Genomic DNA, 15398 nt, shown 5'->3' on the forward strand with positions numbered 1-15398 from the left:
GTGAATGACATTGTCATTGAAATGGATTGTGGGCAGTTGCCCTGCCCATGTCAATGGTGATCGACATTGTATTTTTTGATGGGTCTTATTGGGTCGCTATCGGCCAAAGGGAGGGAAAGTGGGTGTTTCCAGGCAGCAGGCGGCGGAAAACCGGCACGCGATCGTGGCAGCGGCTGAGAAGCTGTTTCGCGAGCGCGGCGTCGATGCGGTCGGGCTCGCCGAGCTGATGAAGGCGGCGGGCTTTACGCAGGGCGGTTTCTACAACCACTTCAAATCAAAAGACGCGCTCGTCGCCGCGGTGATGGAAAAGGCGATGGAAGAAGGGGGAGAGGCTTATGCCGCCCTGATCGACGGCGCGAAGTCATCTGGCGCTGATCCGGTCAAGTACAACATTGAGTGGTACCTGTCTCCCGAACATCGCGCGAATATCGAGGCGGGTTGCCCCTGGTCGGGTTTTGTAGGCGACGCCCGCCGATTCGACGACGTCGCGCGCGGCTCTTACGCAGAGGGGCTCGCGGTGAACCTCGACCGATTCGCCAAGGTCATCGAAGAGACCGAGGGGATCAGCGAAGGCGGCCGCAGCAAGGCGATCACTTTGTTCAGCCAGATGGTCGGTGCGCTGCTGCTTTCGCGTGCTGTTGCAGACGTTGATCCGGCGCTCGCGGATGAAATTCTTGACGAGGGGCGCCAGCATCTGCTCGCTGCGGTGGACACGCAGTCTGAGATTCAATCGCGGGGACGTTCGCGCCGACGGTAGCCCAATGTGTCGTTCGGCGGTGTGTAGGGAGCTTTACCGAGACTCACCGCTGTTCCATGCTCGTCGCGATTTTTCATGAGCGTCAGGCGGGGGAATCGCCCGCTTTTGCGGCGGCCTTTATGGCGGCGTACTCAAGCATGGCTCCGCCGATCACGTTTTCTCCCCGTTCGTTTAGGGCAGCGCCGGCCCCTTGTATATCCCGCACCTCCTTGTTCTGGCTGAGCTTGATCTTCCCGACCAAGCGGGTGATTTCGATCTCGACTCCGACGATCGCCTTGAGCATCGTATCGATGTAGTCGGCGGCGCTGTCCGTCATCTTCCACGGCTGTGGCTGGGAGGCTTCATGGGTCCGCGTGAGACGGGCGACCAGCCCTCGAACATAGCGTTCGTCATCGCGGATGGTCACCCGGCCATGAGCGTGGACCACCCTGTAGTTCCATGTCGGCACCTGCTTGTGAAACTCGTGCTTGCTCGGATACCAGGTGGGCGAGATGTAGGCGTCGCCCGCGCGAAACACGACCAGTACCTCGTCCCCGTTGGCCACGTCCTGCCAGACCGGATTTGCGCGAGCCACGTGAGCATGAAGGACACCACATGCGCCTTCGCCGGCTTTCAGATCAAACGGAATGTGGTTGGCGTCGAGACCGCTTTTGCCATGCGTGAACAGAATGCCAAGCGGATTCTCTGCGATCAGCGTGTGCAGCACCTCAGTGCGCGGTTCATCAAAATGAGTGGGTACGTACATAGGGGCTCCGTGATGAGTGCAGCGATGCGCTAACCCTCATTGCAGGCAACGCCGGTGCGGCAGGCCTGCAAAGAATTGTGGCGGCAAACTGGTTTATATTGTAGAACCAGTTTGGATCATTTTCTTTGGACCAGAAAGCCATGGCTCGCAAACCGAAAGCGGTGGAAGTTCCGTCGATCGGCATGCTGGATCGCGCCTCGGGCCATTTGGGTCGTCAGCTCGCGCAGGCACTGCGCGACGCCGTTCGCCGTGGTGACCTCAAACCCGGCGAGGTGCTCCCCTCCACGCGCACGTTAGCTGCGTCGTTGCATGTTGCGCGGGGAACCGTCGTCGAGGCATTCGAGCAACTGATCGCCGAAGGCTTTCTGCAATCGCAGCCTGGCTCCGACACGCGCGTGGCGCAATCGTTGACGGTCCCTGCCGATCCCCGAGCGCGGTCCTCATCCGTTGAAACTGCCCCGCTTCCAGAACGCGCCCGTCTGTTCGCACAGGTTGCACGTCAATTTTCTGCCGTACCGCAGGCACCTTTCGCAGTTTCGGTACCCATTGGCCCTGCCGCTCCCGACGATGTCTGGCGCCGGCTCGGCAACCGGCTACGCGCCCGCGGACCCGGCGCTCCGGCTGGGTATGGCGACCCACAAGGGGCGCTGGCGCTGCGCGAAGCGGTGGCCGACTACGTCAGGAAATCGCGCTCGGTTCGTTGCGAGGCGGACCAGGTGATCGTCACGAGCGGCACACAGCAAGGTCTTTACCTGTCATGCCAGGTGCTGCTCGACGGCGACGCGTCGGCGTGGGTAGAGGACCCAGCGTATCGGGGCATTACGGCGATTCTGGAAAGCACCGGGCGTCCGGAGCGCATGATCCGGGTGCCTGTCGACGCGGAGGGCCTCAACGTCGATGAGGGTATCAAGCTGGGCCCGCACGCGCGGGTGGCGTTCGTCACATCGTCGCACCAGTATCCGCTGGGAATGCCATTGAGCATGGCGAGACGCAACGCGCTGTTGGCGTGGGCCCGCGCGAACAACGCCTGGGTGGTCGAAGACGACTACGACAGCGAACTGCGGTATGCGGGACATCCGTTTCCGTCGCTCCAGGGGCTGGACCCTAACCGGGTGGTCTATCTCGGCACCTTTAGCAAGATCCTGTTTCCGTCATTGCGGCTCGGCTACGCCGTTGTCCCGGAGAACCTCGTAGAGGCCTTCTGCGGCGCGCGCGTGCTAATGGACCGCAATCCCCCAAACGCAGATCAGCATGTACTGGCGGCCTTCATCGCGGAAGGCCATCTGGATCGTCACATCCGGCGTATTCGTGGCGTCTATGCGGACCGCCGCGCGTGCATCATCGAGACGCTCGAGCGACTGCTGCCGAAAGAGGTCGCCTGGTTGCAGCCGAGCGATCAGGGCATGCACCTCGTGCTCTGGCTTGGAGGGGGCGTCGACGACAGGTTAGTGGCGTCGTTAGCGGCTGAAAGTGGCGTTGCAGTACGAGCGGTATCACCCATGTATTCCGATGAAAAAGGCCCGATGGGTTTGATACTGGGTCTCGGCGGTTTCAGCGACGCCGAAATTGAAATTGCCACTCAACGTCTCGCCACGAGTATTGAAGCTGCGGCCAAAGCGGCACGCCGTGCGAATCCGCAGGGCGCCGCTGCCGCTAAAGCGTAACTGAATGATCTACCAGGGAATGGTCGCGTCCGCCCGCTAGCCTTGCTGCGCTTGCCAGCCGATACCGAGACTTTTCTGCAGCGACACAAAGTCCTTGAGCAACTCGGCCTGTCCCGCGACGACACTCTGCTGCGAGGTGAATTCTTCGCGCTGCGTGTCAAGCAGATCGATCAGCGTGGCAACGCCGGCGGAATAGCGCTGCCGCATCAGCGTGGCCGAGTGGCTTGCGGATGCTTCCACCTTTTGTAACGTGACGACATGCTCGCGCTGATGCCCATAGCGCGAGAGCGACGAGTTCGCGTCCTGCAGCGCGCCGAGCACGGCCTTCGTATAACGCGCCTCGGCTTCGTCACGCGATGCCTCGGCAGCGTGCACGCTGCCCAGTGTGCGACCAAAATCGAACGCGTTCCATTGCAGATACGGCGCGCCGATCCAACTGAAATTGTTCTTGCGCACGAGGTGACCCGGATCGCCCGCGCTGAAGCCGATATCACCGAGCAACGTCACCTTCGGGAAAAAATCCGCGATGTGTTCGCCGATCTGCGCATTGCTCGACGCAAGCCGCCGCTCCGCCGCGCGAATGTCGGGACGCTGCTGCAACATCACCGACGGATCGCCGATCGCCACCGTCGCGGGCAACGCCGGCAGCGGCCGCGTGCCCGCGAGTTGTTGGTCCAGCGCACCGGGCTCACGGCCGGTCAGCACGGCGAGGCGGTCGAGTGAATCGGTCAGTTGCGCGTCGAGCGGAATCAGCGTCGCGCGCGTGTTTTCAACCTGCGTGGTCAGGCGTTCCACATCGATGTCTGCTGCCGTGCCGCGCTCCCGGCGCTGCTGTGTGAGCGTCAACATCTTCTGTTCGGTCTGAGCCTGACGCTGCGCGAGTTCAAGCCGCGTCTGCTGGTCGCGCAGTTCGATGTAGGCCTGCGCAACTTCTGCCGCGAGCGACACCTGGGTGTCCGCGAGATCGGCATCGACGGCTTCCGCATCCGCGGACGCCGCTTCGATAGCGCGCCGCGTGCCGCCAAACAGATCGATTTCCCACGTGGCATCGAAGCCTGCCGTATAGAGCTGCAACGGGCCGCGCCCCGACGACGCTGTACTGCTGCCTGACGAGCTTCCGGAGCTGAGCGAACTCAGATCAGGCGAGCGCAAGCGCAGCGCGGCAGCATCGCCAGAGATTTTCGGCAATTCGTTCGCACGTTGCTTCTGCAGTTGCGAACGCGATTCCCGTAACCGGGCCTGCGCAATATGCACGTCGGGACTATGTGCAAAGGCGGCGGCGATGAGGTCGTTCAGCTGCTGATCGTTGAATGCGAGCCACCACTGGTTCGGCGCCGGCGTCGCAGTCGTACCGGAAGCCGGCGCACGCACGAAGGTCGCGCTGCTGCGGGCGTCCTGCGCAACCGACGGTGCGCCGTGATAATCCGGGCCGACCGTGCAACCTGCCAAGGCGGACAGAAGCACGGCGGCGGCCAGTGCAATAGACGAGGGACGGTTGAACATCATGGTGTGATGAAAATGCATTAGTGTCCCGCGGAAGAAGGCGGCGGTGCGTTCCGACTGGGTGTTTTCAGAAGCAGCGCAAGCGGAATGCAGGCGATCAGCGCGATGCCGAGCAGATAGAAGGTTTCCGAATAGGTCATCACGACGGCCTGCTGCTGGATCTGCGCCCCGAGTTGCCCAAGCGCGCGCATCTGCGAGTACGCCATGTCGCCCGTGTGGGCGAACCAGTTCGCCGCGTTCGCCGCCAGGCTCTCCTGGCCGATCAGCGAATTTGCACTGACAGACTCGCGGATCATCGCGGTATGAAAGGTCGTGCGCCGGTCGATTACGGTACCGATGATCGCAAGGCCGATCGACCCGCCGAGGTTGCGCGCCATGTTGTAGAGACCGGCGGCGTCACCGGAATCTTCGCGCGATACGGCCGCCATCGACGCCTGATTGAGCGGCATCATCGCGAGCATCTGTGCGGTGCCGCGTATCAGTTGCGACCAGATGAAATCGTGCCCGACGCTCTGTGCCGTCAACTCAATGTCGATCATGCAACTGATCGCGTACAACACCAACCCGGTGATCACCAGCACGCGGAAGTCGACTTTGCCAAGCAGCCGCGGCAGGATCGGCATGATCATGAAGGCGGGCAGCCCGGAAAGCAGCATGATCGCGCCGGACTGTTCGGCGTTGTAGCCCGCGACCACCCCGAGAAACTGCGGCAGCAGATACGACACGCCATAGAGCGCTGCGCCGACCGCGGACACGATCACGATCACGCTGGCGTAATTCGGGTTGCGCATCAGACTCAGGCGCACGATCGGCTTCTTCGCGGTCATTTGCGAGGCGGCGATCAGGATCATGCCGAAGACCGACACGCAGGTGAGCATCACGATCATCGACGATTCGAACCAGCGCTCGCGCTGGCCTTCTTCGAGCACCACCGTGAGCGAACTGAGGCCGATCGCGAGACCCACGATGCCGAGCCAGTCCGCCTTGAAAAACGCTTCCCAGTGCGGCCGGTCTGACGGCAGACCGACGATCAACAGGGTCATCAGCGCAAGGCAGATCGGCAGATTCATGAAGAAGCACCAGCTCCAGCTAATGTTCTCCGCGAGCCAGCCACCGACAACCGGTCCAAGCAGCGGCCCGAGCAATACGATCAAGCCGAACATGGTCATGCCGACTGGCATCTGCGATAGCGGCAGGCGCGTGCGGATGATGGTCTGCGCCGTCGGAATCAGCGCGCCACCCGTGAAGCCCTGGCCGATGCGGCCGGCGATCATCATGGGTAAGGTGTGTGACCAGCCGCACATCATCGAGAACGCAATGAAAAGTGCCGAATTCGTCAGCAGGAAATTGCGCAGGCCGAACACGCGCGTAAGCCATGCCGCCAGCGGAATCATCACGATTTCCGACATCAGATAGCCGGTCGAAATCCAGGTGCCTTCCGTACCGGTGGCGCCGATTTCGCCCTGGATCTGCGGCAGCGCGGAGTTCGTGATCGAGATGTCGAGCGTCGCCATCAGGGCACCGAGCGCGCCTGCGGCGACGGCGATCCAGTCGCCGACGCTGGCACGCTCTTCCCCACGCGGTGCGGCTGGCGCCGCGGAGGCGGGAGTTGCGGTTCCCGATTCAGCCACGATGATTCTCGCTATCGATGCGTGCGTCACGATCACGCGCTGAACACGTGTCGACATCCACGGTCACCGACAGCCCCGGCAAGAGCACGCTGCGCGTCTCCGTGCCCGTGTCGATCCGAATCCGCACGGGCACCCGCTGCACGATCTTGGTGAAGTTGCCGGTGGCATTTTCCGGCGGCAGCAGCGCGAATTGCGAGCCCGTGCCGGGTGAGAAACTGTCGATCACGCCGTGCAGCGTATGACCGGGCAACGCGTCGACGTGCATTTCCACCGGCTGACCGATGCGCATCCCGCCCACCTGCGTTTCCTTGAAGTTCGCCAGCAAATAGGTACTTTGGACCGGCACGACCGTGAGCATCCGCGTGCCGGGTTGCACGTACTGACCCACACGCACTGTGCGATCGCCGACCTTGCCGCCGAGGACACTGCGCACCACGGTGTTGTCGAGATCGAGTTGCGATTGCTGTGCGCTGGCCTGGGCCGCTTCGAGTTGCGCACGCGCCTGCGCGAGCTGCGCGGTGGCCGAACCGATCTGCGAGCGTGCGGCCTCGACCGCCGCCGCATTCGCGGCGAGCGTGGCATTCGCCTGATCGCGGCTACTGGTCAATTCCGCCAACCGTTCGCTGCTTTCAGCACCGGTAGCAACGAGCGGCGCGTAGCGCCGCACTTCGTCGCTCGCATGTTGCGCGCTAACGCGCGCCACCTGCTGCTGCGCCTGGGCCTGCGCAATGTTGGACTGCTGCTGTTTGATGTCGGCCTGCGCGCGTTCGATGTCGGCCTTACGCGCGTCGATCGTGGCCCGCGCCTGGTCGAGCGCGACCTGATACTGGCGGGCGTCGAGATGAACAAGCGGATCGCCAGGCTTCACGACCTGGTTGTCCGCGACGTAAACTTCCGTAACGTAACCGGCGATCTTGGGCGCCACGGTGACGCTGTCGGCCTGCAGATAGGCGTCGTCGGTGCTTTCGATGAAGCGGCCCACGGTCCACCAGCGGGCGAGCCAGACGGCGCCGACGATCAGCGCGACGACGCCGAGCGCGATCAGCACCGTGCGCCGGCTGGGACGCCTCGCGCCTGCTGCGGGCGAATCATTGGCGGGTATCGGGCGGGAGGGAGAGCCTGCGGTCGCTGACATCGTATCGGTCCAATTGTTTCCACGTGGCACAATTATTCCAGTTGATCAAATTGTGTCAAGTGATATATTTCTTACGAATTCCCGCAATACGCGTAATGGAGAAAGAGGCATGAGCACCGCAAAGAAGCTGCGCCGCTCGCCGGAGGGCGGCTATGCACGCGGCGACGAAACGCGGCACCGGATCATCGAGGCGGCGATCGAACAGTTCGGCGAACATGGTTTCGAGGGCGCATCGACACGCGACATCGCGGCCCGCGCCGGCGTCAACGCGCCCGCGCTGCAGTACTACTTCGAGAATAAGGAAGGGGTGTATCGCGCATGTGTCGAGATGCTCGCCGACGACGCATGGGAGACATTCGGCCCGGCCATCGAACACGCGCAGGAAGCGCTGCGTGAAAACGCCGACACGCCGGCGTTGATCGACGCCTTCATAGGCATTCAGACAGCGATCGCGCACGGCGCTTTCGTCAAGGCAAGCAAGCCCGGCCGGCGGATGTTCTTTGCGCGCGAACAGGCGGGACACGAACCTCAGAGTGCCATGCAGATTTTCGGCTGCCGGATTCGCCAGCCGCTCAACGATGTCAGCGTGGCGCTAGTGGCGCGAATTTCCGGGCGTGCAGCCGACGATCCGGTCACGTTGATCCGCACCTTCAGCCTGCATGGGCAACTGGTGATTTTTCACCTCGCGCATCCGTCCAAGCTGTCGATGCTCGGCTGGAAGAGCATCGACGCAGAGAAGGCGGCACTGCTCACGTCGACCGTCCGCGATCAGACTCGCACGCTGCTCGAGCATTGGAGCCGGGAACGTGACGAGGGGCTCACACCCCCCGCGCAAACCACGCAAACCACGGGTAAAGGAAAGCCGCGCAAGCAGCAGTGATCTCACGCCGGCGCACGCATCAACGCTTTCGGACCTGTTGGGCAAGATGCCATTACAATCCAGCACTTCGAACCGACAACGGTAATTTGCGCCATGAGATATCCCCTTGCATTGACACTCGCCGCGGTCATTGCAACCGCAAGCACGATCGCGACCGCCCAGACATCCGGTGGCAGCGACGCGCCCAAACTGCAGTGTGCCATCGGGTATCTCACCGGCGTCGGTGGATCGGCGCAGAGCTTTCGTGAATACCTTGCGACCCCCGACCGGGACAAATATCGCTACGTTGCTGACAACCCGATTCAATGCAAGGTCTCCGACGAAGGTCGCGCGTCGGCCTGTACCGGCGTGACATACCTTCGGAATGAAAAAGTCAGCGTGTATGACGACGTCGACAACGCGACGATAGCCGTGGTTGCGCGCGTGGAACTCGAGCACGGGACCTACCCCGTGATCATCGTTGTGCGACGGCAGGATGTGAAGTGCGAGGAGTGAGTGCTGTCTAGCGCGTCATTGATGATCGCCGGTTGGGTGCGAGCAACAACCCCGCCGGCGAAGGGACGATTACGACTCGAAGACGCCGTTGTGATCAACGGCGTTTCATCTTGATCACGCGTGAAATCTGACCAAGCGTAAATCCGGTGTTCTGCACGTATTTGGCGTAGTCGAGCGGAGCAGTGAACGATTCATCGGTGACGTACTCGCCCATGTAACGGAATCGGTCAGTTGCTGTTCGGACAAAAACAGGAAGCGGGTCGGTCTGTCGCGCGAGCGTCCGGCCGGCCGCACGTGCAGCGGCGCTGCTATCGCAGACGATCACATCTGGGGCATAGGGGTTGAGGTCCTGACGCAATCGCGCAGCGACGACCTTGCCGCCCTTCGTAGGCAAGAATGCCTGCTTGCATCCTCCCGTCACCCTGTGAATGTCTTCCCGGGAATACTCTTTTCCAATTTCAAACATGATTTTTCTCCGAAGAATGACGCCTGGCTGTGAAGCAGCGGCGTCAAGCGGAGCGATGATATCGAGCTGTATCTAAAGCCGTTGTATAAAGCGCGGGCTTCTTGATAAAGAAGGTATGTGGGTCGAGTGGAATGGCGAGACATGCGCTTAGATATGCTGAATTTACGGTACACACCCCTCGGTTTTATAAATTCGTTATACGGTTGATGACAGAATCTCGAGGTCACAGAGCGCGGGTCTACATGCTTCGGCCGGGATCACCCTCTCTGTCTCCGCAGTCTTACCGTTCGCGTTTTTTCGTAGACGGTTGCCGCAAGCGCTTGTAGGAACATGCCGAGGTGTTTTGGGGGCGAAAACCGCACGACGTGCATGGATCGGCCATACGCCAAGGATGTGTTTCTACGAGTGCTTGCGACAGCGTTGCGCTACTCGCGGCGAAGGAATCTGCTCAGCATCAAGTTGCCTCGACGATTCAATGCGTGTGGGGCCGAATAACAGCGTCTTTCGGAGGCGTCCGATCCGCCGGCGTCTCGTCGGCGGACTCCAACGGATCGATGCTCATGTCGGTACGGGTGAGCATCGCGCGGGCCTTGTTCATATCGAGCGCCCCCTCCCATCGAGCGACGACAATCGTCGCTACCCCGTTGCCGATCAGGTTTGTGACGGCACGAGCTTCGTTGAGGAAGCGATCGACGCCTAGCAGCAGCACCAGTCCAGACACCGGGATTTTGTGCATCGAGGCCAGCGTGGCAGCCAGCGCGACGAATCCGGCTCCGGCCACACCCGCAGACCCTTTGGATGTCAGCAGCAACACACCGAGGAGCAGCAACTGATCGCCGATCGTCAAGTGGATATTCATCGCTTGCGCAACGAACATTGAGGCCATGGTCAGGTAGATCGCCGTGCCATCGGCGTTAAAGGTATAGCCCGTAGGCAGCACCATCCCGACCACGGGGCGTGAACACCCCAGCTTCTCCATTTTGATGAGCATCTGCGGGAGCACCGCTTCAGTCGAAGCGGTACCGAGAGTAATGAAGATCTCGTCCTTGATGTAGCGGAGAAACTTCCACAGCGACAGTCCGCTCATCCGCATGACAAAACCAAGCACAACGACCACGAAGAAGATCGAGGTCAGGTAGAGGCACAGCATCAGTTGGCCGAACGATGCGAGCGTGCCAATTCCGTACTTCGCGATGGTAAATGCCATGCCGCCAAAGGCACCGATGGGCGCGACATACATCACGATTCGCACGACGCCGAACACGCCCTGAAGGAACATGTCGAGCATGTCGACGAACGGCGCAGTGCGGGGACCAAGCCTGGCGAGAGAGATGGCGAGCAGAAGCGAAAAGAAGATGATGGGCAGGATATCTCCATTTGCGAACGCTCCGACAATGCTGTTCGGAACAATGCTCATGAAGAACTCAAGCATGCCGTGCTGCTGTGCCGCATGGGTGTAGCTGGAAATGGCCGAACTGTCGATATGCGCGGGGTCAATGTTCATACCACTGCCCGGCTTGATGACGTTCACGATTACCAGGCCAACAGCAAGCGCAATCGTCGATGCAATTTCAAAGTAAACAACCGCCTTGACGCCAACGCGACCGGCCGCATGAAGGTCCTTCATGCGGGCAATGCCGACGACAACAGACGCGAAAATGATCGGCGCAAGCAGCATCCGGATCAGCTTGATGAACAGATCTCCGAGAGGTTTGAGCTGAGAACCGATGTCAGGATAGAAATGGCCGACGAGGACGCCGGCAACAATGCCAATCAGAACCTGTACGTAGAGCTTGGAAAGAGATTTTCCGATCTTTGAAACCCGCATGACTGTCTCCTATGCGTGGCATCTTTTAATGAAATTCAGCACCAGCCGCCGCAGCGGGATCTACCGCTGCGGCGAGCACGGACTGATTTCGCGTGCGTTCCTTTTGTCTATTCTTATGAACGCTACGCCGACGCTTTTGTCGGCGCGTTTTGCCGTTTGAAGGCTTATGCGGACAGCTTTTGCATTTCGGCGAAAAGATCCGCTTTTCCTTCGAAGCCGATGCCAGGCAGATCCGGCATGGTGATGAAGCCGTTCTCCACCTTCACGCCGTCGGGAAAGCCGCCATAAGGCTGGAACAGGTCCGGATAAGATTCATTGCCACCCAGACCGAGTCCGGCCGCAATGTTCAACGACATCTGGTGCCCGCCGTGCGGAATACAGCGGCTCGGCGACCAGCCGTGTTGACGCAGCATGTCGAGCGTGCGCAGATACTCCACCAGGCCATAGCTCAGCGCGCAGTCGAACTGCAACCAGTCGCGATCCGGACGCATGCCGCCGTAACGGATCAGGTTGCGTGCGTCTTGCATCGAGAACAGGTCTTCGCCAGTTGCCATCGGCTTGTCGTAGTAGTTGCGCAGCGTCGCCTGCAATTCGTAGTCGAGCGGGTCGCCCGGTTCTTCGTACCAGAACAGGTCGTATTGCGAGAGTGCCTTCGCGTACTGGATCGCGGTGTCAAGGTCGAAGCGGCCATTGGCATCGACGGCGAGTTTCTGACCGTCGCCGAGTACGCTCAGGATCGAGTCGATGCGGCGCAGATCTTCATCGAGCGAAGCGCCGCCGATCTTCTTCTTCACAACCGTATAGCCTCGGTCGATGTAGCTGCGCATTTCGTCTTTCAGCTTCTCGTGATCCTGGCCCGGGTAGTAGTAACCACCCGCCGCGTACACGAAGATCTTGCGATCGGGTTGGCCATTGCCGTAACGGTCGGCCAGTAACTGGAACAGCGGCTTGCCTTCGATCTTCGCCACCGCATCCCAGATCGCCATGTCGATCGTGCCGATGGCGACCGAGCGCTCGCCGTGACCGCCCGGCTTTTCGTTCGTGAACATGGTCGCCCAGATCTTGTGCGGATCGAGGTTGTCGCCGGCATCGTTGACGAGCGTGGCGGGATCGGCTTCAAGAATGCGCGGAATGAAGCGCTCGCGCATCAGCTTGCCCTGGCCGTAGCGGCCGTTGGAATTGAAGCCATAACCCACGACCGGTTTTCCGTCCCGGATGACATCCGTCACCACGGCGACGAGACTCAGCGTCATCTTGCTGAAGTCAATGTAGGCATTCCGGATCGGGGAGCTGATCGGAACAGTTTTTTCGCGGATTTCAACGATTCTCATGACGGGGTCTCCTGAGTTTTGGGCACGTTTTGCATGCGTCCGGCTGCAATGGAAACTAGCTTATCCGCGAAAGGAGGGATTAGAATTAACTTGGATTCATTTCATTTTTTACTTTTGGTGAACAACTGAAGTGACGACTGACTCAGCATCCGACTTCGAGTTTTTCATCCTCCTCGCCAGACTCAAAAGCCTGTCGGGAGCGGCGCGGGCGCTCGATCTCACCCCGCCGGCCGCGACCAAACGCCTGGGGCTGATGGAACAAAGACTGGGGGCGCGGTTAGTCAACCGGACAACGCGGAGTGTCAGCCTGACGCCCGAGGGCGAGACCTACCTGCGCTACGCGACACAGATCGTCGGGCAAGTCCGGCAGATGGAGGACGAGATATCGGGGGCTCGATCCGATCCCCACGGACTGCTACGCGTCAATGCGACGCTCGGCTTCGGGCGCACGACCATCGCGCCGCTTGTGTCCGAATTCGCGAAGCGTTTTCCCAACGTGGAGATCCAGTTTGAGGTGACCGACCGGCCCATCGATCTGGTGGAGGAGGCCTTCGATATGGCGATTCGTTTTGGCGAACTCCCTGACAGCCGGCTTAGCGCCCGGCGCATCATGAGCAATCGTCGCTTTCTTTGCGCCTCCCCGAAATACCTCGAGCGTTTCGGGACACCGGAGTGCGTAGAGGATCTCGTTCGGCACCGTTGCATCATTCATCGGCAAAACGATGATGCCTACGGCGTGTGGCGGTATATGCAGGGGGACCACACCGAAGCGTTGAAAGTCAAAGGCGCGCTATCGAGCAACGATGGCGATATCGTGCTGCGGTGGGCACTCGACGGGCATGGGATATTGATTCGTTCCGAATGGGATCTGGCGAAATACGTCCAAAGTGGGCGGCTCAAACTGGTCTTGCCGGAAACGGTGCTGCCCTCAGCCGACCTCTTCGTCTACTATCCGAGCCAGCGAAACCAGACGGCCCGCGCCCGCGCATTCATCGACTTTCTGATCGATCGCTTTCAAGCACCGTTTATACCTGTCGAAACCGGTGCTTCGATCTATGATCAAAAAAAGAAAACGGGCCGCAAGTCATAAGTCACGCAGACGCGAACAATGCAGCGGCCCAATCCGCAAACACCCTCACCTTGGTGCTATATCGTCGGCTAGGCGGATACGCGATATAGACCTCAAGCGGATCCGGCCGCCATCGTGTGAGAATGGGTACAAGTTTCTTCTGCTTGATGAACGGGCGAGCCATGAAGTCCAACGTGTGGACGATCCCCAAACCGGCCAGTGCAGTTGCAATGTGTGAATTGCTCTCGCTGACAAGAACGTCATTGCGTACGCGGCCCAGCGTGATCGTCTCCTCGTCCCTGCAAAACATAAGGGGCTGTGTCACGCCCGTACTGGCGGAAAAATATCCCGCAACAGGCAGGTTGTTATCCACGATTTCCTGAGGATGTTTCGGTGTGCCGTACTTCGCGAGATACGCGGGACTCGCACATGTGGTCCACGCAAGCTTCCCGATCGGATGCGTCACGAGATCCGGATCGTCGGCTGTACTTCGAATTGCACAGTCTATGTTTTCCGCGACAAGATCCGCGGTACGGTCAGTGACGCTTAGTTGAACCTGTATGTCCGGATAACGCTCGAGAAAGGTCGGCAATGCGGGAATGAGAATGCCGCTTGCAGTCGATCCGCCAGCGTCGACTCTCAGCGCACCACGCGGGCTCGCCTCCTGCCGGCCCAGCGTCGCCTCGATGTCGTCGAGTTCGCTGAGGAGTTGCCGAGTGCGCTCATAGTAAGCAGCGCCATAGGTCGTCACGCTGACGCGCCGCGTATTTCGCTCCAGCAGTTTTACGCCAAGATGCGCTTCCAGTGACTGGACCCATTTGCTCGCCGTGGCATTGGGCATATTCAGAGAAAGGGCTGCCCGCCCGAAGCCTCCTGTCTCGACAACGCGAACAAAAATACGGATGGCCTGCAGATGGTCCATGGATCTACCTCGTCGATTATCCATCCCAGTGAATAGATAAACCACAATATACATATTTATCTGCATGGGTGTTTAAACTAAGCTGGGCTCATTAATCCACAGATGAACCAGGAGTCCTGAAATGACAACGTCCCTCTACGACAACATCCATTCGACCAAGCATGCGGGAAAGGTGGCGCTCGTAACCGGCGGCAGCACCGGAATCGGCCTCGCTACCGCCAAGCGCCTCGCTCGCGAAGGTGCAACGGTGTTTATCACCGGTAGACGCCAGGCGGAATTGGACACGGCGGTATCTGAAATCGGGCACGGGGCACGCGCGATTCGTGGCGACATTTCGTCGGCCGCAGACCTTAAGAGAGTCGTCGACGCGGTGTCTGCGGAACATCAACGGATAGACATTCTCTTCGCCAATGCGGGCGGCGGCGAGTTCTCCCCGCTTGGACAGATCACCGAAGCACAATTCGACAAGTACTTCGACATCAACGTGAAAGGCACCTTGCTAACCGTGCAGAGCGCATTGCCGCTCATGCGGGCCGGCAGCGCCATCGTGATTACAGGATCGATCACATCGGTACAAGGTGTACCGGCGTTCGGTGTCTACGCCGCCACCAAGGCTGCATTGCGCTCCTTCGCACGCACCTGGGCATCGGATCTCAAAGGCCGAGACATCCGCGTCAATGTGGTCGCGCCTGGTGTCGTCGTCACGCCTGCCTACAAGACCGAACTCAAGCTGAGCGACGAACAGATCGAAGCCTATTGCAAGGAGGTTGCCGAGACGACACCGCTCGGCCGTGTCGGCAGCACCGATGAAATCGCCAAGGCGGTTTCCTTTCTCGCCTCCGACGATGCCAGCTATATCACCGGGATAGAACTGTTCGTTGATGGTGGACGCGTGCAAGTCTGATTTTTTCAGCGCCGGATCGATGGCCGCTCGACATTAGCAGGTAGCACCCATTTTTAACGCACGGGTTC

Annotated in this window: 15 protein-coding genes; 7 read left to right on the forward strand and 8 right to left on the reverse strand. The window is 60.2% G+C overall.

The features are described 5' to 3' along the window. The first annotated feature begins 118 nt into the window (after positions 1-118). Complete coding sequence (locus tag FSO04_RS18305) at positions 119-757, forward strand: TetR/AcrR family transcriptional regulator (RefSeq protein WP_168435733.1); 639 nt, start codon at positions 119-121, stop codon at positions 755-757. A gap of 82 nt (positions 758-839) precedes the next feature. On the opposite strand, the gene FSO04_RS18310 is transcribed toward FSO04_RS18305, so the two are convergent. Continuing rightward, positions 840-1502: an FMN-binding negative transcriptional regulator gene (locus FSO04_RS18310; protein WP_154561124.1), complete on the reverse strand. Its 663-nt coding sequence runs from the start codon at positions 1500-1502 to the stop codon at positions 840-842. 140 nt (positions 1503-1642) lie between these two features. Here FSO04_RS18310 and pdxR point away from each other — a divergent pair, with 140 nt between their 5' ends. Continuing rightward, positions 1643-3166, forward strand: coding sequence for a MocR-like pyridoxine biosynthesis transcription factor PdxR (gene pdxR, locus FSO04_RS18315; protein ID WP_154561126.1), 1524 nt, complete (start codon positions 1643-1645; stop codon positions 3164-3166). A 36-nt stretch (positions 3167-3202) separates the two neighbouring features. Here pdxR and FSO04_RS18320 read toward each other — a convergent pair whose 3' ends face one another. From FSO04_RS18320 to FSO04_RS18330, 3 genes are read right to left on the reverse strand one after another with little or no spacing between them, the layout of a single operon-like run. Further along, a complete protein-coding gene (locus FSO04_RS18320; RefSeq protein ID WP_154561197.1) occupies positions 3203-4672 on the reverse strand; it encodes an efflux transporter outer membrane subunit in 1470 nt (489 codons plus the stop codon). Positions 4673-4689: 17 nt separating this feature from the next. Further along, positions 4690-6357, reverse strand: a complete 1668-nt coding sequence (locus FSO04_RS18325; protein WP_154561128.1) for an MDR family MFS transporter — start codon at positions 6355-6357, stop codon at positions 4690-4692. Beyond that, positions 6293-7435, reverse strand: coding sequence for an HlyD family secretion protein (locus tag FSO04_RS18330; protein WP_233464892.1), 1143 nt, complete (start codon positions 7433-7435; stop codon positions 6293-6295). The genes FSO04_RS18325 and FSO04_RS18330 overlap by 65 nt, the downstream gene beginning before the upstream one ends. A gap of 109 nt (positions 7436-7544) precedes the next feature. Here FSO04_RS18330 and FSO04_RS18335 point away from each other — a divergent pair, with 109 nt between their 5' ends. Both FSO04_RS18335 and FSO04_RS18340 read left to right on the forward strand, forming a co-directional pair. After that, positions 7545-8315: a CerR family C-terminal domain-containing protein gene (locus FSO04_RS18335; protein ID WP_154561130.1), complete on the forward strand. Its 771-nt coding sequence runs from the start codon at positions 7545-7547 to the stop codon at positions 8313-8315. Between the two features lie 93 nt (positions 8316-8408). Beyond that, positions 8409-8810, forward strand: coding sequence for a hypothetical protein (locus FSO04_RS18340; protein ID WP_154561132.1), 402 nt, complete (start codon positions 8409-8411; stop codon positions 8808-8810). A gap of 94 nt (positions 8811-8904) precedes the next feature. Here FSO04_RS18340 and FSO04_RS18345 read toward each other — a convergent pair whose 3' ends face one another. Both FSO04_RS18345 and dctA read right to left on the reverse strand, forming a co-directional pair. Then, positions 8905-9276 (reverse strand): DUF6697 family protein, encoded by a 372-nt coding sequence (locus tag FSO04_RS18345; RefSeq protein ID WP_154561134.1) that lies wholly within the window; start codon positions 9274-9276, stop codon positions 8905-8907. Between the two features lie 472 nt (positions 9277-9748). Next, complete coding sequence (gene dctA / locus FSO04_RS18350; protein ID WP_154561136.1) at positions 9749-11104, reverse strand: C4-dicarboxylate transporter DctA; 1356 nt, start codon at positions 11102-11104, stop codon at positions 9749-9751. On the opposite strand from dctA, the gene FSO04_RS18355 reads away from it, so the two are divergent. Further along, positions 11103-11264, forward strand: a complete 162-nt coding sequence (locus tag FSO04_RS18355; RefSeq protein WP_154561138.1) for a hypothetical protein — start codon at positions 11103-11105, stop codon at positions 11262-11264. The two genes, dctA and FSO04_RS18355, sit on opposite strands and share 2 nt — an antisense overlap. Before the next feature lie 4 nt (positions 11265-11268). Here the strand turns inward: FSO04_RS18355 and FSO04_RS18360 are convergent, their stop codons facing one another. Further along, the gene (locus FSO04_RS18360) at positions 11269-12435 is read right to left on the reverse strand and encodes a mandelate racemase/muconate lactonizing enzyme family protein (RefSeq protein WP_054033760.1); all 1167 of its coding nucleotides are present in this window, start codon (positions 12433-12435) and stop codon (positions 11269-11271) included. A gap of 130 nt (positions 12436-12565) precedes the next feature. Here FSO04_RS18360 and FSO04_RS18365 point away from each other — a divergent pair, with 130 nt between their 5' ends. After that, complete coding sequence (locus FSO04_RS18365; RefSeq protein ID WP_168435734.1) at positions 12566-13525, forward strand: LysR family transcriptional regulator; 960 nt, start codon at positions 12566-12568, stop codon at positions 13523-13525. A gap of 1 nt (position 13526) precedes the next feature. On the opposite strand, the gene FSO04_RS18370 is transcribed toward FSO04_RS18365, so the two are convergent. After that, on the reverse strand, positions 13527-14492 hold the full coding sequence (locus FSO04_RS18370; protein WP_233464893.1) for a LysR family transcriptional regulator: 966 nt from the start codon (positions 14490-14492) through the stop codon (positions 13527-13529). A 55-nt stretch (positions 14493-14547) separates the two neighbouring features. Between FSO04_RS18370 and FSO04_RS18375 the strand changes: the two genes are divergently transcribed. Next, positions 14548-15330, forward strand: coding sequence for a glucose 1-dehydrogenase (locus tag FSO04_RS18375; protein ID WP_154561140.1), 783 nt, complete (start codon positions 14548-14550; stop codon positions 15328-15330). The last annotated feature ends 68 nt before the right edge of the window (positions 15331-15398 follow it).

Source organism: Paraburkholderia madseniana (genome assembly GCF_009690905.1).
Taxonomy (GTDB): domain Bacteria; phylum Pseudomonadota; class Gammaproteobacteria; order Burkholderiales; family Burkholderiaceae; genus Paraburkholderia; species Paraburkholderia madseniana.

Bases quoted from the DNA above. Each gene is read 5' to 3' on its own strand.
- FSO04_RS18310 (WP_154561124.1), bottom strand. From the start codon at position 1,502: ATGTACGTACCCACTCATTTTGATGAACCGCGCACTGAGGTGCTGCAC.
- pdxR (WP_154561126.1), top strand. From the start codon at position 1,643: ATGGCTCGCAAACCGAAAGCGGTGGAAGTTCCGTCGATCGGCATGCTG.
- FSO04_RS18320 (WP_154561197.1), bottom strand. From the start codon at position 4,672: ATGATGTTCAACCGTCCCTCGTCTATTGCACTGGCCGCCGCCGTGCTT.
- FSO04_RS18325 (WP_154561128.1), bottom strand. From the start codon at position 6,357: ATGTCGACACGTGTTCAGCGCGTGATCGTGACGCACGCATCGATAGCG.
- FSO04_RS18330 (WP_233464892.1), bottom strand. From the start codon at position 7,435: ATGTCAGCGACCGCAGGCTCTCCCTCCCGCCCGATACCCGCCAATGAT.
- FSO04_RS18335 (WP_154561130.1), top strand. From the start codon at position 7,545: ATGAGCACCGCAAAGAAGCTGCGCCGCTCGCCGGAGGGCGGCTATGCA.
- FSO04_RS18340 (WP_154561132.1), top strand. From the start codon at position 8,409: ATGAGATATCCCCTTGCATTGACACTCGCCGCGGTCATTGCAACCGCA.
- FSO04_RS18345 (WP_154561134.1), bottom strand. From the start codon at position 9,276: ATGTTTGAAATTGGAAAAGAGTATTCCCGGGAAGACATTCACAGGGTG.
- FSO04_RS18355 (WP_154561138.1), top strand. From the start codon at position 11,103: ATGACTGTCTCCTATGCGTGGCATCTTTTAATGAAATTCAGCACCAGC.
- dctA (WP_154561136.1), bottom strand. From the start codon at position 11,104: ATGCGGGTTTCAAAGATCGGAAAATCTCTTTCCAAGCTCTACGTACAG.
- FSO04_RS18360 (WP_054033760.1), bottom strand. From the start codon at position 12,435: ATGAGAATCGTTGAAATCCGCGAAAAAACTGTTCCGATCAGCTCCCCG.
- FSO04_RS18370 (WP_233464893.1), bottom strand. From the start codon at position 14,492: ATGCAGATAAATATGTATATTGTGGTTTATCTATTCACTGGGATGGAT.
- FSO04_RS18375 (WP_154561140.1), top strand. From the start codon at position 14,548: ATGACAACGTCCCTCTACGACAACATCCATTCGACCAAGCATGCGGGA.